Consider the following 15,097-nt stretch of genomic DNA (forward strand, 5'->3'; position numbering starts at 1 on the left):
ACTATTCCGCGCTGTCTGCCAGCGACCGGCAGAACGTGGTGAGCTGGGAGAGACGCTGGGCGGCGGCCTGTTTCGCGTCGTTCAGGTCGTCCCGGTCGGCGACCGGGGCGAAAACCTCCAGGTAGCACTTGAGTTTGGGTTCGGTGCCCGAGGGGCGCACGACGATGCGGAAGTCGTCGGCGTCGAAGATCAGCGCGTCGGTGCGGAGTCGGCCGCGCACCTGCGCCTGGTCGGTGAATTTCACCGGGGTACCTGCGATGTCGCTGGGTGGGTTAGCGCGCAGGGCGGCCACCAGCACGCTCGCGGCGGCCTGGTCGGGTAGGCGCAGGGAGACCTGGCCGCCCGCGTGCAGGCCGAATTCGACAGCGTAGGAGTCGAGTTCGCCTTGCAGCGTCTTGCCCTGAGCCTTCAGCAGGGCGACGAGGTCGGCGGCGGCCACCGCGGCCGAGATGCCGTCCTTGTCGCGGACCTTCGACGGGTCGACGCAGTGTCCGATGGCCTCCTCGTAGGCGTAGACGAGTCCGTCGCCCGCCCTGGCCAGCCATTTGAAGCCGGTGAGGGTCTCGGCGTAGCGGGCCGAGCGCGCGGCGGCCAGCTTCGACAGCAGGCGCGAGGAGACGATGGTCGTGGCGACCAGCGGGTCGGTGGGGTGCGTGCGCAGCACGTAGTCGGCCAGCAGTACACCGGTTTCGTCGCCGCGCAGCATGTGCCAACCCGTCGGGCCGGGGACTCCGAGCGCGCACCGATCGGCATCGGGATCGAGCGCGATCGCCACGTCGGCATCGATCCGCTCGGCCAGCGCGAGCAGCAGATCGGCGGCGCCCGGCTCTTCCGGATTGGGGAAGGAGACGGTGGGGAAGTCGGGGTCGGGGGCGAACTGCTCCTCGACCACCCGCACATCGGTGAACCCCGCCGCGGCCAGCGCGCGCACCGCGAGCTCACCGCCGACCCCGTGCAGCGCGGTGAGCGCGATCCGCACGTCCGCCCGTTCGCCGGGACCGCCCAGCAGCCGGGGCAATTGCCCGACACGCTCGAGATAGCGATCGACCAGATCGGCGCCGGAAGTCGAAACAGCTTCCCGTGCGACAGGTTCGGCAACAGCCTCGATGCGCTTCTCGATCTCGCTGTCGGCAGGAGCGATCAACTGCGACCCACCGTCGAGGTACACCTTGTAACCGTTGTCGGCAGGCGGATTGTGCGAGGCGGTGATCTGCACCCCCGCCACCGCACCCAGCTCGCGCACCGCGAACGCGACCACCGGAGTCGGCACCGGATCCGGCAGTACCGTCACGGGAAAGCCCGCGGCGGTGAAGATCTCAGCGGTCGCCGTGGCGAACTCCGCCGACCCGTGCCGCGCGTCCCGCCCGACCACCACGGCGCCACCGCCGAGGCACCGCTCGCGCAGCCAGTCGGCCAGCCCGGCCGTGGCCCGCGACACCGTCGTCACGTTCATACCGTCCGGGCCCTCGCGCAACGGTCCACGCAGGCCTGCGGTCCCGAAGCGCAGCATCTACACGCGCTCCAGAATGCCGCGCAGCAACTTGCCCAACCGGGGCGCCGCGGCCTGCCCCTCGGCCAGTACCTCCGCGTGCGAAAGATGTTCGCCGGTAACGCCCGCGGCCGAATTGGTGACCAGCGAGATGCCGAGCACCTTCGCGCCGAGCGAACGTGCCTCGATCGCCTCGAGCACCGTCGACATGCCGACCAGGTCGGCGCCGATGGTCGCGAGCATGCGGATCTCGGCAGGCGTCTCGTACTGCGGACCGATGAGCCCGGCGTACACGCCCTCGGTCAGGCTCGGGTCGATTTCCCTTGTCAGCGCCCGCAATTCGGGATCCCAGGCATCGACCAGGTCGACGAATCGCGCGCCCACCAGCGGGGTGCGCGCGGTGAGGTTGATGTGGTCGGCGATCAGCACCGGCTCACCCACCCGCAGGCCCGGCCTGAGCCCGCCCGCGGCATTGGTGAGCAGCACGATCTCGGCGCCCGCCGCGATCGCCGCGGTCACCGGGTGCACCACCTGCTGCGGCGTGTAGCCCTCGTACAGGTGCTGGCGGCCCATCAGCAGCAGCACATTGTTGTCGTTCACGGTGACCGAATGCACCATGCCGCCGTGCCCCTGCGCACTGGGTTTACCGAAGCCGGGTAGCTCCGTCATCGGGATCGAGGCATGCGGCGCGCCGATCTCGGCTGCTGCCTCCTGCCACCCCGATCCCAGCACCACGGCCACGCGATGACGCGGCACCCCCGTACGTTCGGCAATCGCCGCAGCGGCCTGTTCGGCAGTCATGAAGGGAGTCTAAGCCGCGTGGGCGGTGGGTGTCCCCGGCCGGAGCGGCAGTGGCACCACGATGCGGTCCCCACGTGTCGTACCCGCGAGTAGGTGCGCCTTCCGTCGCGGTTTATTCTCCCTGCATGCCGTATTTGGAGCGCTCTGGTGATGTTTTCGTCCTGTACCTCGGCAACGAGGGTGAGACAGACAACGAGAACCGTTTCTCGCCGGACTGGATCGATGCCTTCCACGCCGCACTCGACAAGGTCGAGGCGTCCGAGGGCGCTGCCGCGCTGGTCACCGTCGCGACCGGCAAGTACTACAGCAACGGCCTCGACACCGATTACGTCTTCGGCAACCTCGACAAGATCCACGGCTACCTCGACCGGGTGCACTCGCTCTACACCCGCCTGCTGACCTTCCCGATGCCCACGATCGCCGCGGTCAACGGCCACGCGTTCGGCGCGGGCGCCATGCTGGCCACCTCCCACGATTTCCGCGTGATGCGCGGTGACCGCGGCTTCTGGTCGCTGCCCGAGGTGCACCTGGGCATGCCGTTCACGATCGGCATGAACGGCTTGCTGAAGGGTCGCCTGAGCAACCAGGTGTGCGTCAAGGCGATGACCACCGGCCACCGTTTCGGCGCCGACGAGGCCATCGCCGCCGGCATCGCCGATGCCAAGGCCGACGCCGACGAGGTGCTGCCCGCCGCGATCGCCCGCGCCGCCGCGCTCACCAGCCTGCGCAAGCCGATCACCCCGATCATCAAGACCGCGCTGCACGCGGAGACCCTCGCCGCGCTGGCCACGCCGGTCACCCCGGAGAACCTTCCCTTCGGCAACTGACCTCGCTCGCCGGTGCGCCGCTGTCGGGCACTGATGCAAGACTGGGGGTATGGCACCCTCGCGCACCGGCGAACTCACAGCCACCGCCTCCGACGCCGCGATTCTGGCTGCCGCGGACGAGCTGATCGGGCTCTCGCACGCGATTCACGCCGAACCGGAGCTGGCCTTCGCCGAAACACGTAGCGTCGCCAAGGTCCTCGCGCCGCTGGTCGAGCGCGGATTCGCCGTCACAACGGGCGTCGCCGGGCTGTCGACGGCGTTTCGCGCGGTGTACGGCAGCGGCCCGCTCACCGTCGGCATCTGCGCCGAATACGACGCGCTGCCCGAGATCGGGCACGCCTGCGGGCACAACATCATCGCCGCGTCCGCTGTCGGCGCGGCCATCGGGCTGGCCGCCGTGGCCGACGCGCTCGGCCTGACCGTGGTGGTGCTCGGCACGCCCGCGGAGGAGAGCGGCGGCGGCAAGGTGCTCATGCTGGAAGCGGGCGCCTTCGACGACATCGCGATGGCGATGATGGTCCATCCTGGGCCCACCGACATCGTCGGCGCGCGCTCACTGGCACTGGCCGACCTCGCCATCGTCTTCCACGGCCGCGAGGCGCATGCCAGCGCCGCGCCCGAACTGGGCCGCAACGCCGGCGACGCGGTGACCCTGACCCAGGTTGCTGTCGGCTTGCTACGTCAGCATCTGCGACCCGGCCAGCAGCTGCACGGTATAGTGTCCGACGGTGGCGTAGCCCCCAACATCGTGCCCGGACGCGCGGAGTTGCTGTACTACCTCCGCGCGGCCGATTCCGACTCCCTCGACGACCTGATGCGCCGAGCGAAGGCGTGTTTCGAAGCGGGCGCCCTGGCAACCGGCTGCACCCATGACATACGGACGCTCGCGCCCACCTATACCGAGCTCACCCCCGATCCGGTTCTCTCCGCTGCCTACCGCGCGCAGATCACCGGACTGGGACGGGTGCCGATCGCGCCCGAGCTCGAGGTGCTGCGGCCGCTCGGGAGCACCGACATGGGCAACGTCACCAACGTCGTCCCCGGTATCCACCCGGTGATCGGCATCGATGCGGGCGGTGCGGCAACCCACCAGCCCGCGTTCGCCGCCGCCGCGGTGAATGCCTCGGCGGACCGGGCGGTACTCGACGGCGCACTGGCGTTGGCGCGTACCGCTGTCGCTATCGCGGGCGATGAAGTACACAGGGACAGGTTGTTGCAACGGCTGATCGAACGACAGGAGGACATTCGGTGACCATTTCCGGCCATCCGGGCACCGCACGCGCAGGCTCCGACGCGCTATCGATGGGTGTGGGTACCCACTCGATGGCGCGCGAGACCGCAGCGTGTCCGACCACGCCGGACACCGAACCAACTCTGATGTCGGGAACCGAGATCGTTGACGCATGGCTGGCCGAGCACACCGGTGACCTGGTGCAATGGCGCAGGCATATCCACGCCAACCCCGAATTGTCGCGGGCGGAGTTCACCACCACCGAGTTCGTGTCGGGCTGGCTCACCAAGGCCGGGCTGACCTGGGAGGTGCTGCCGGGCGGCACCGGGTTGATCTGTGACTTCGGCCCCACCGATCGGCCGCGCGTCGCCTTGCGCGCCGATATGGACGCGCTGCCGATGCAGGAGTTCACCGGTCTGACCTTCGCCTCGACGGTGCCCGGTGTGTCGCATGCCTGCGGGCACGACGCGCACACCACGGTGCTGCTCGGTGCCGGGCTCGCGCTGGCCGAGGCGCAGGACAAGCTGCCGGTCGGGGTGCGGTTGGTGTTCCAGCCTGCCGAGGAAGTGATGCCCGGTGGCGCCCTCGACGTGGTCGCGGCCGGTGGGATGACCGGTGTCGATCGGATCTTCGCGCTGCATTGCGATCCCCGTCTGGAGGTCGGCAAGGTCGGCGTGCGGACCGGGGCCATCACGTCGGCGGCCGACACTGTCGAGTTGGTGCTCGACTCGCCCGGTGGGCATACCTCGCGGCCGCATCTGACCAGCGACCTGGTCTACGCGATCGGAACCGTCATCACGGGGTTGCCCGGACTGCTGAGCCGACGCGTCGATCCTCGAACCAGCACGATCATGGTCTGGGGTGCGGTGAGTGCGGGCAAGGCGCCCAACGCGATTCCGCAGACGGGCATGCTCACGGGCACCGTGCGCACCGGCGATCACGCCACCTGGTTGATGCTGGAACCGCTGGTCCGCGAGATCGTCGACGGATTGCTCGCGCCGACGGGCGTGCGCTACCAGCTCAACTACAAGCGTGGCGTGCCGCCGGTGGTCAACGATCCGACGTCGGCGCTGATGTTCGAGAACGCGATCCTGGGGATGGGTGAGGACGCGCTGGCCGACACCCCGCAGTCGGGCGGCGGCGAGGACTTCTCCTGGTACCTGGAGGAAGTGCCCGGCGCCATGGCCAGGCTGGGTGTCTGGTCCGGTGTCGGCGAGCAGCTGGACCTGCACCAGCCGACGTTCGACATCGACGAGCGCGCGCTGGCGGTCGGCGTGCGAACCCTGACCAACATCATCCTGCAGGCACACTGAGCGAACCCGCGCCGGTCACGTGACCGGCGCGGGCTCCGCTCAAGCTCCGGGCCCGACGTTCTTGCTGTTGCGGGTGCGCAAGGCATGGACGTAGTCCTCTGGGGCGCCTGCCTTTTCGGCCGCGTCGGCGATGACGCCGATGTAGCGGGCCGAGGGGAGGCCGCCTTCGTAGGCGTCGAGGACGTAGAGCCACGCCAGGCGGGACTCGCCCTGGGTGCCGGTGACCCGGATCCGGATCTTCTTGTGGATTCCGAAGTCGGAGCCCTCCCAGCGGTCGAGGCTGTTTTCGTCCTCGGGGGAGACGTCGTAGAGCACGACGAATACCCGCGAGCCGGGATCCTCGACGACGGTGGCCAACGGCCCTTCCCAGCCGATGTCGTCACCGGCGAAGGTCAGGCGCCAACCCTCCAGCCACCCGGTCCCGGACATGGGCGAATGCGGGCAGCGTTCCAGCATCTGCGTCGAGTCCATGTTGGACCCGTAGGCGGCATAGATCGGCACCATCGAACTGTAGCCAATAACCACGGCGGAATTCCCGTCTCCCTCCCAGATCGGCTGACCGTCACACCTACCGGTGGCGTAGAACACGCGCACCGTTGTTCACCGATCCGACCCGGCCGTGTCACATCGCACCTGAAATGATGAGTCGACAGCACGGACGAGCCCTCACAAGGGGCAGGTCCGATCAGGCGAGCACAAGGAGCGTGACTGGTGGCACGGATTGCGATCATCGGTGGTGGACCGGCCGGATACGAGGCGGCGCTGGTAGCCGCTCAGCACGGGGCCACGGTGACCCTGGTCGACGCCGACGGCATCGGTGGCGCCTGTGTGCTGTGGGATTGCGTGCCGTCGAAAACCTTCATCGCCTCGACGGGCCTGCGCACCGACCTGCGCCGCGCGCGCGACCTCGGCATCAATATCGATGCCGACCAGGCCAAGGTGCATCTGCCCGAGGTGAACGCGCGCGTCAAGGCGCTCGCGCTGGCGCAGTCCTCCGATATCCGTGCCAAATTGCAGGCCGCGGGTGTGCAACTACTTCCGGGCTATGGCGAATTGGTCGGGCCCGCACCGGGTTTGGCGCATCGCGTGCGCGCGAACCTGACCGACGGCAGCTCCGAGGAGTTCGAGGCCGAGGTCGTGCTGATCGCGACCGGCGCGAGCCCGCGGGTGCTCCCCGGCGCCGAGCCCGACGGTGAGCGGATCCTGAACTGGCGTCAGCTCTACGACCTGCCGGAACTGCCCGAGACGCTGGTGGTCGTCGGATCCGGTGTCACCGGCGCCGAATTCGTGTCCGCCTACACCGAGATGGGTGTGCGGGTGAAGCTCGTGTCGAGCCGCGACCGCGTGCTGCCCGGCGAGGACGCCGACGCTGCCCTCGTGCTCGAGGAGGCCCTGGCCGAACGCGGCGTCGAGCTGGTCAAGCACGCCCGCGCCGACGCGGTGGAGCGCACCGCCGACGGCATCGTGGTGAAACTGTCCGATGGCCGCACCGTCACCGGTTCGCACGCGCTGATGACCGTCGGTTCCACCCCGAACACCGAGAACCTGGGCCTGGACCGGGTCGGCATCGAACTCGATCGCGGCGGATACCTTCGTGTCGACCGGGTTTCGCGCACGTCGGTGCCCGGTATCTACGCCGCGGGCGACTGCACGGGTCTGCTGCCGCTGGCCTCGGTGGCCGCCATGCAGGGCCGCATCGCGATGTATCACGCGCTCGGCGAGGGCGTGAGCCCGATCAGGCTGAAGACGGTGGCCTCGGCGGTGTTCACCCGCCCGGAGATCGCGACCGTCGGTGTCAGCCAGACCGCCATCGACAACGGCGAGGTCCCCGCGCGCACAGTGATGTTGCCGCTCAACACCAATCCGCGCGCGAAGATGTCGGGGCTGCGACGCGGCTTCGTCAAGATCTTCTGCCGCCCGGCGACCGGCGTGGTGATCGGCGGTGTGGTGGTCGCGCCGATCGCGTCGGAGCTGATCCTGCCGATCGCGCTGGCGGTGCAGAACAATCTGACGGTCACCGACCTGGCGCAGACCTTCTCGGTGTACCCCTCGCTCACCGGCTCGCTCACCGAAGCCGGACGTTTGCTGATGCGCCACGACGACCTCGACTGAGCCCCTGACACCGTATTGTGAAACGAATCACAATGCCTTTCGGGTTTCGAATTGTGTTGTTCGCCAACGCAGCTCGTCGCTTCTCGGCAGCCGCAGCACCAGGTGTTTGCGCAGGCGAAGCCCGGTGAAAGCGAAACCTGGTGCTGCGTTGCCTGTCCCGCGCTCATGTGGTTGACTCACCGCCGAGGCGCGATCAGTTGTGATCGCGTGGTGGAGCAGTGGGGGATTCCCTCCGGGAAAGGGATTACGAAAAGTGAAGCATCGTAAGCCGAGTCGGGCGCAGCGAGCGATGGCAAGCACGTCGTTGCCTTTGGCCGCCGCGGCAGCCGTGGCAACCCTTCTCGCGGCTCCGGCCGGCGCGGTCCCCAGTGACCAGCCGACCACGCCCGCGACTCCGGCTCCTGCGCAGCCGGGCCAGCCTTCGGGTGAAGTAGAAGCTCCGGAGACCCAGGGAACGGAAACCCCGGAGACCCCGGAAAGCGTCAAGCCGGGTCAGACGAAGCCGGGCGAGACCAAGCCGACGCCGGCCCAGCCGGGTGTCACCAGCCCCGCGCCCGGTCAGCCGGAGCAGGGCACCCCCGCCAAGCCGACGCCGAGCCAGCCGGGTGTCACCAGCCCCCGTGTCGCGCCGCTGCCGGTCCCCGGTCAGGCGCAGCCCGCGGTCCAGCCGGAGCGCGCGGGCGCGACGCCCGACCAGCCGGGCACCACCAAGCCGGAGACGGGCACCACGCCGAGCCAGCCGGGCGCCACGCCGGGCCAGCAGCAGACGCAGCCCACCGTGCCTTCCGGTCAGGGCACCGGTACCGAGGCCGAGGTCGAGTCTCCGGACACCCTCGTCCAGGAGCCGAAGGAGCCGGCCTGGCAGGCGCCTCGCCTGGCCAACGCGCCCGCCGCCCCCGTCGTCGAGATGGAGGGCCCGCGCCAGGAAGTCGGCGTCACCGTCGACGGCGCCGGGGTCCTGGTGAACACCCACCACTACAACAACGCCTCGGGCTACGTCGGCACGGTCGGCTACCGGACGCCCGGTGGCGGTTTCGGTGACGCCGGTATCTCGGTCGAGTACGTCGGCGCGAACGAGGTCAAGGTCACCACCTTCAACGGTGGCGACGGCCGCAGCGACAACACCACCGTGACCGTGCTCGACACCACCCAGGCCAACCTGGCCAAGGCCGCGGTGGAGAATTGGATCAAGGCGCAGCCGGGCGGCAACGCCGCGCTCGATGCGGCCGCGAAGGCTACACTTCCCGTGCCGGGGGAGCTGCTTCAGACGGTGAACGTCGCGGGTGTGAACACCCAGTGGGGTGGCTCGATCCAGTACTGACACGCAGTACGTCGTGTGGGGCGGTCGCCTTCGACCGCCCCACACGTGTGTCCCGGGAAAGGATTGGACTTGGGCACCGAGGGCGACGACAACGAACGCGGCGATCGGCAACGATCGGCCGCGGATTTCGGCTCTCCCGTAGGCGATTTCGGGCCGCCGGTCGATGACGCCGGTTTCGGTGGGCCCGTTCCCGCCACGCCGCCGCCCGCGCCGTCCGGGGTTCCGGAGCGGGGTTGGCGACCGGCCGAACCGCCTTCCGGCGCACCCACGCCCGGCCCGTTCGGTCCGCCGGCCGGTGCACCCGCGCCGGGGCCGTTCGGTGGGCCCGTTGCCGGTCAGCCGCCCGTTACTCCGCCGCCTGCCGGTCCGTTCGCCGGCTCGGTGCCGCCCGGTCCGCCCGCGCGGCTCTCAGCTCCGCCTTCGAGCTCCACGCCGACCGGTCAAGGCTCGGTGCCGGGGAGTGGCCAAGCGCCGCCTCGGTTGCCCGACGGTCGCCGTTCCGCGCCGACCTCCGTCTTCGGCGACGCGGTAGCCACGCCACCGCCCGCTCGTCCGGGTACTCCCGCGCCGTTCGGCGGACCCACCCCCGGTGGTCCGCCCGCCGCCGACCCGACTGTGCGTTTCGGTGGCGAGCCGCCGCGTGCCGAGAGTTCGGTCTTCGGCGACTCGGTCTTCGGTGATTCCGTGCCGGTGACATCCGGTCGTGAACTCACCGAGGTGATCCGTCGTGGTCGCCCCGGCCCCAAAGACCCTGCGCCGCAGCCGCCGTCACGCGACAGCGCGCCCGCCGCGGACACGGTGCGCCCGCCCGAGGGCTCGCGCACTCCGCTGGTTCCCGACAAGCCAAGGCCCGCCGCCGACAAGGCGTGGTGGGACAACCCCGACGATGACGGCGGGATTCCGAAGCCACCGGCCGAACCCGGCCTGTCGTGGGCCGACGACCCGATCGCGCGCCGTCTCGCGCCGAAGACACCGCCCGCTCCGGCGCCGGTGGAGAAGGAACCCGACAACAAGCGCCTGCGCTGGATCATCGGCGGTGTGGCCGCGGCGGTGCTGCTCGTGGTGGCGCTGGTCCTGACGATCGGGCTGGTCAAGCGCGGTGGCGGCGCCGATCCCGGTGCCACGGCCGCGCCGGTTCCCTCGGTCGCGTCGGGCACCGAATGCCAGTCCGTCGCCGAACAGTCCGTGACCGTCGGCAACGGACCGGGCGACACCAGCACTGGCGCCAGGGCCATCCTCGGCTTCCAGTACGCCTTCTACACCGACCGCTCCGGGGCGAAGGTGCGCGAATTCGTGGCGCCCGACGCCGAGAACATCTCGCCCGCCGAGACCATCCAGCAGGCGATCGACGGTCAGATCCCCGCGGGCACCACCCACTGCGTGAAGATGCGCGAAACCAGCGTGGGCCGCTACGACGTCGAACTGCGCGAAATGCACCCCGATGGCTCGGCCGTGGTCTACAAGCAGGAGATCATCACCACGAACACCGACGGAAAGTGGCAGGTCAAGTCCATCACCGCTCGGTAGAGTCTCATTGTATGAGACAATAATTTCACATTCTGGTGGACGATATGCAATCGTAGGATGATTGCTTCTCTCGGCGTCCCCGGAGGTTCCCATGTCGCTGACAATTCCAGCATTGGCGGGCAAGCTCGCCGGTCTACAGAGCTCGGCGATCAGGGATCTGCTCAAACTCACCGCCCGCGACGACATCATCAGCCTCGCGGGCGGGCTGCCCGACGCGGCCCTGATGCCGCGCGAACGCATCGCCCTCGCCGCCGAGGCCGCGCTGCGTGACCCCGCCGTCCTGCAGTACACGGAGTCGTCCGGCTGGCCGGCGCTGCGCGAGGTGATCGCGGCCCGCGAATCCGCCGAGATCGGCCGCACAGTTCCCGTCGACGAAGTCTTCATCACCCACGGCTCGCAGCAGGCGCTCTCGCTTCTGGCCGAAGTCCTCCTCGATCCCGGTGCCCTCGTCATCGTCGAAGACCCCGCGTATGTCGGTGCGCTGCAAGTGTTTCGAGCCGCGGGTGCCCGAATCGTCGCCGTCCCCCTGGATTCCGACGGCATGCGCCTCGACATCCTCGAAGACCTGCTGGCCGCGGGTGAACGCCCTGCGCTCGTGCACACCGTGTCGAACTTCCACAACCCCGGCGGCGTCACCCTCGCGCCGCAACGCCGCCGCCGGCTCGCGGAACTCGCTGAGGCGCACGGCTTCTGGGTCATCGAAGACGACCCCTACGGCGAACTGTGGTTCGACCAGCCCGCCCCCGCACCGGTGGCGTCGTACTCACCCCAGGTGATCCGCCTCTCCAGCGTCTCCAAGATCCTGTCTCCCGCCCTGCGCGTCGGCTGGATGATCGCCCCCGACAGAGTCGCCCGCGCGGTGGAACTCCTCAAACAAGGCGCCGACCTCTGCGGATCGTCGCTCACCCAGCAGATCACCACCGACCTGCTGACCGACACCACGTGGCTGGCAGCCCACATCGATGCGATCCGCACCACCTACGGCACCAGAGCCCGAGCCCTGACCACCGCCCTGCGCACCACCTTCGCCGACCGCCTCCACTGCACCGACCCCACCGGCGGCATGTTCATCTGGGCCGAATTCACCGACAACACCAACACCGCCACCCTCCTCCCCACCGCCCTCGACGCCGGCGTCGCCTACGTCCCCGGCGCAGCCTTCGCCGTCTCCAGCACCGCCGACAGTTCCCTCCGTCTCTGCTTCACCACCTCCGACGAGGCCACCCTGACCGAAGCGGTCAACAGGCTGTCGTCGGCGATCGGCTAGCGACCGGCGCGCACCGGGCAGAACTTCCCAGCGCTCCGTGGCTCAGCCGAGGTATGGGCGCGGCCGTCGTTCGGCGAAATGCTCGAGTCGCAGGCGGACGGTGGGATGCATCGGTAGATCATCCAGCTCGTCCGGTCCGACGAAGCGGACCTCGGTCGACTCGCTGCTGACAGCGAGCTCGCCGCCCACCACTCGACCGAAATAGGTGACGGCGAATTCCTGTCGCACCTCGCCGTCCGAGTACTCGATGACATGCTCCGGGTCGGTGTAGATCCCCAATAGTCCTGTGATCACGGTGTCGAGGCCGGTTTCCTCTTTTGTCTCGCGTACGGCGCACTCTTCGAGCGTCTCGCCGATCTCCATCGCGCCACCCGGCAGCGACCATTTTCCGGAATCGCCCCTGCGCTGCATCAGGATTCGGCTTTCGCCATCCACGACGAGCATGGAACCGCCAGGCACCAGGCTGTTCGCTTTCGGCGCGTGGGGATCGCGGTAGTAGTCACGCCGTGAGCTCACGCGAGAGTCCTTCTGGGTAGTGGGTTGCCGAACCCCAGATCTGTTCGAATTGCTCGGCGAACGAGGTGAATATTCCGTGGGGGGACAGCTTCCGCAGGTGTAGCGCCGGGTGCTGATACCCGCGGGCCCGAATGAGGTAGGGGGTCACGATCATCTGGTCGTCGAACCGGAACACCGAGTTGTAGAGATGGGTGGTGTGCAGACCGATATCGCAGCCGGGGGTATCGGTCAGCTCACCCAACATATTCAGTGCATTGCGGATCCGGCCGGGCAGCGTCCCGCTCATCTGCTCCAGCGCATCACGTTCGGCGACATGGGGGGCAGTCAGGGTCTGCGAAAGCCATTCGAATGCGAGTTCCGTCGCGGCACTTCGATGCGAGGATGTCCGCGGCGTCCGGAAGGAGTTCCAGCACAAACGGGTAGGCGTATCCGGCGATGTCGATCTGTTCGTCGGCGCCGAGAAGCAACGAAGTCCACAGCTCATTGGGAATGTCGGCCCGGTGTGCGTAGGCAGACTGAACCTCGGCGGTGGCTGAGGCCCCGGGCGTGAGGTCGGGCCGCGTCTGCGGCCACAGAAGGTCTTCGGACTCGTTGAGAACCCGCGCGACAGCGGCTCGCGTTCGACGATGCGGAACCCTGCCCGACAGCCATCGGTTGACGGTCTTCGCGTCGACGTCGACGGCCTCGGCCAGCGCGGCCGAGTCCAGCCGCGCGCACAGCATCGCCGAGTGCAAACGCTGGGTCATTCCTGAACCATACGGCGCCTTTTCGGGACGTGCAGGACCTTTCAAATGTCCACTGAAACGTCCTAGGCGTGGTTCAGGTGCGCATCGTATTCCCATAGTTTTCGGTTTCAGCGGACCTGATCCCAGCGGAGGAATGACAGATGACAACACTGCTCGACCAAGCGCTCGTCCTGCGAATCCTGCACCCGGGCGGACAGCTCACCGACCACCAGATCACCGCTGAGACCGCTGTCCCCCTCCGCCGAACACGACGTGCTTTGCGCACGTTGCACGGCAACGGATTGCTCCGACAGGTCTCATACCGGCAGGCCTGGGAGCTGTCGCCTTGCGGATGGCGGCGGAGGAGGAGTTTGACCGAGCGACCGGGATGACGACCTGAAGTCTGTGCCTATCGGAATCCTCAGACCCAGTTGTAGGTGCGTTCTACGGCTTTGTTCCAGTCGGCGTAGCGGTGGGTGCGTTCGGCTTCGGGCATGGAGGGGGTCCAGGTCTGGTCCGCTATCCAGTTGGCTCGGAGGTCTTCGAGGTCGGACCAGTAGCCGACGGCCAGGCCGGCGGCGTAGGCGGCGCCGAGGGCGGTGGTTTCGCGGACAACGGGGCGGACTACCGGGACGTCGAGGATGTCGGCTTGGAATTGCATGAGGAGGTCGTTGCCGGTCATGCCGCCGTCGACTTTGAGGGTGGTGAGTTCCAGGTCGAGGTGTTGGGCGGCGGCGTCGGCGCGCATGGCGTCTACTACCTCGCGGGTTTGGAAGGCGGTGGATTCCAGTGCTGCCCTGGCCAAGTGGGCCTTGGTGACGAAGCGGGTCAGGCCTGCGATGACGCCGCGGGCGTCGGGACGCCAGCGGGGGGCGAACAGGCCGGAGAAGGCGGGGACGAAGTGGGCGCCGCCGTTGTCTTCGACGCTGCGGGCCAGCGGTTCTACTTCTTCGGCGGAGGAGATGATGCCGAGGTTGTCGCGCAGCCATTGGACCAGCGAGCCCGTGACCGCGATCGAGCCTTCGAGGGCGTACACCGCCGGCGCGTCACCGAGTTGGTAGCAGGCGGTGGTGAGTAGGCCGTGCTTGCTGAACACCGGCGTGGTGCCGGTGTTGAGCAGCATGAAATTGCCTGTGCCGTAAGTGTTCTTGGCTTCGCCGGGGGACAGGCATGCTTGGCCGAAGGTGGCCGCCTGCTGGTCGCCGAGAATGCCCGCGACCGGGATGCCCTCGAACGGGCCGGAGGTGATGTCGGCGTAGACCTCCGACGAACTGCGGATCTGTGGGAGCAGCGACATCGGAATGTCGAAATCGGCGCAGATCTGTGGATCCCATTGCAGGGTACGAAGATCCATCAGCATGGTGCGTGAGGCATTGGTGACGTCGGTGAGGTGTTCACCGGTCAGCTTCCACAGCACCCAACTGTCCATGGTGCCGAAACAGAGATCGCCCGCTTCGGCGCGTTCCCGCACGCCGTCGACATTGTCGAGGATCCAGCGCAGTTTCGGACCGGCGAAATACGTCGACAGCGGAAGTCCGGTGCGGTCCGCATAACGCTGCGGCCCTTGATCACCCGCGAGTTCGGCGCACAGTCGATCGGTGCGGGTGTCCTGCCACACGATCGCGTTGTACACGGGATCGCCGGTCGCCCGATCCCACACCACGGTGGTCTCGCGCTGATTGGTGATCCCGACCGCGGCCAGATCCCCGGCCGAACACCGGCTGTTGCCCAGCGCCGCACCGAGCACCGACTCGGTATTGCGCCACACCTCCGCCGGATCGTGCTCCACCCAGCCGGGCTTGGGGAAGATCTGCCGATGCTCCCGCTGCGCGGTTCCGACGATCCGACCCTGCCGATCGAAGATGATGCACCGACTCGAAGTCGTGCCCTGATCGATGGCAGCCACATAGCGACGCATTGATGCAGGTTACCGAAAGCGGAGCCGGCGACCGCAAGATTTGTGGTCGG

The 15,097-nt window shown here is 68.3% G+C and carries 14 protein-coding genes; 7 read left to right on the forward strand and 7 right to left on the reverse strand.

What is annotated here, in order from left to right; genetic code table 11:
* Position 1: 1 nt before the first annotated feature.
* On the reverse strand, positions 2–1,510 hold the full coding sequence (locus ACFVJ5_RS14955) for a phospho-sugar mutase (RefSeq protein WP_379220451.1): 1,509 nt from the start codon (positions 1,508–1,510) through the stop codon (positions 2–4).
* Positions 1,511–2,290: a purine-nucleoside phosphorylase gene (locus ACFVJ5_RS14960; RefSeq protein ID WP_379220452.1), complete on the reverse strand. Its 780-nt coding sequence runs from the start codon at positions 2,288–2,290 to the stop codon at positions 1,511–1,513. It abuts the gene before it with no gap.
* A gap of 125 nt (positions 2,291–2,415) precedes the next feature.
* Here ACFVJ5_RS14960 and ACFVJ5_RS14965 point away from each other — a divergent pair, with 125 nt between their 5' ends.
* From ACFVJ5_RS14965 to ACFVJ5_RS14975, 3 genes are all read left to right on the forward strand, one after another.
* Positions 2,416–3,117 (forward strand): enoyl-CoA hydratase-related protein, encoded by a 702-nt coding sequence (locus ACFVJ5_RS14965; RefSeq protein WP_379220453.1) that lies wholly within the window; start codon positions 2,416–2,418, stop codon positions 3,115–3,117.
* 49 nt (positions 3,118–3,166) lie between these two features.
* The gene (locus ACFVJ5_RS14970; RefSeq protein ID WP_379220454.1) at positions 3,167–4,369 is read left to right on the forward strand and encodes a M20 family metallopeptidase; all 1,203 of its coding nucleotides are present in this window, start codon (positions 3,167–3,169) and stop codon (positions 4,367–4,369) included.
* Positions 4,370–4,494: 125 nt separating this feature from the next.
* Entirely contained in the window at positions 4,495–5,661 is a 1,167-nt protein-coding gene (locus ACFVJ5_RS14975) for a M20 family metallopeptidase (RefSeq protein ID WP_379220655.1), read from the forward strand.
* Positions 5,662–5,700: 39 nt separating this feature from the next.
* Here the strand turns inward: ACFVJ5_RS14975 and ACFVJ5_RS14980 are convergent, their stop codons facing one another.
* Positions 5,701–6,162 carry a gamma-glutamylcyclotransferase gene (locus ACFVJ5_RS14980; protein ID WP_379220455.1) on the reverse strand — a complete coding sequence of 154 codons (462 nt, stop codon included), beginning with the start codon at positions 6,160–6,162 and terminating at the stop codon, positions 5,701–5,703.
* 210 nt (positions 6,163–6,372) lie between these two features.
* On the opposite strand from ACFVJ5_RS14980, the gene ACFVJ5_RS14985 reads away from it, so the two are divergent.
* The 4 genes from ACFVJ5_RS14985 to ACFVJ5_RS15000 all read left to right on the forward strand — a co-directional run bounded on the left by ACFVJ5_RS14985 (position 6,373) and on the right by ACFVJ5_RS15000 (position 11,888).
* Complete coding sequence (locus tag ACFVJ5_RS14985; protein WP_379220456.1) at positions 6,373–7,773, forward strand: NAD(P)H-quinone dehydrogenase; 1,401 nt, start codon at positions 6,373–6,375, stop codon at positions 7,771–7,773.
* 289 nt (positions 7,774–8,062) lie between these two features.
* Positions 8,063–9,094: a hypothetical protein gene (locus ACFVJ5_RS14990; protein WP_379220457.1), complete on the forward strand. Its 1,032-nt coding sequence runs from the start codon at positions 8,063–8,065 to the stop codon at positions 9,092–9,094.
* 69 nt (positions 9,095–9,163) lie between these two features.
* The gene (locus ACFVJ5_RS14995; RefSeq protein ID WP_379220458.1) at positions 9,164–10,621 is read left to right on the forward strand and encodes a hypothetical protein; all 1,458 of its coding nucleotides are present in this window, start codon (positions 9,164–9,166) and stop codon (positions 10,619–10,621) included.
* A 91-nt stretch (positions 10,622–10,712) separates the two neighbouring features.
* Positions 10,713–11,888: a PLP-dependent aminotransferase family protein gene (locus ACFVJ5_RS15000; protein ID WP_379220459.1), complete on the forward strand. Its 1,176-nt coding sequence runs from the start codon at positions 10,713–10,715 to the stop codon at positions 11,886–11,888.
* A gap of 42 nt (positions 11,889–11,930) precedes the next feature.
* On the opposite strand, the gene ACFVJ5_RS15005 is transcribed toward ACFVJ5_RS15000, so the two are convergent.
* The 4 genes from ACFVJ5_RS15005 to glpK form a co-directional block, all read right to left on the reverse strand.
* Complete coding sequence (locus tag ACFVJ5_RS15005) at positions 11,931–12,404, reverse strand: NUDIX domain-containing protein (RefSeq protein WP_379220460.1); 474 nt, start codon at positions 12,402–12,404, stop codon at positions 11,931–11,933.
* Positions 12,388–12,690: a hypothetical protein gene (locus ACFVJ5_RS15010; RefSeq protein ID WP_379220461.1), complete on the reverse strand. Its 303-nt coding sequence runs from the start codon at positions 12,688–12,690 to the stop codon at positions 12,388–12,390. Before ACFVJ5_RS15010 ends, ACFVJ5_RS15005 begins: the two co-directional genes overlap by 17 nt.
* A 13-nt stretch (positions 12,691–12,703) precedes the next feature.
* Entirely contained in the window at positions 12,704–13,138 is a 435-nt protein-coding gene (locus ACFVJ5_RS15015) for a hypothetical protein (RefSeq protein WP_379220462.1), read from the reverse strand.
* 412 nt (positions 13,139–13,550) lie between these two features.
* Positions 13,551–15,047, reverse strand: coding sequence for a glycerol kinase GlpK (gene glpK, locus ACFVJ5_RS15020; RefSeq protein WP_379220463.1), 1,497 nt, complete (start codon positions 15,045–15,047; stop codon positions 13,551–13,553).
* Between the last annotated feature and the right edge of the window lie 50 nt (positions 15,048–15,097).

Source organism: Nocardia sp. NPDC127606 (assembly GCF_042671725.1).
In the GTDB taxonomy this organism is placed as follows: Bacteria; Actinomycetota; Actinomycetes; order Mycobacteriales; family Mycobacteriaceae; genus Nocardia.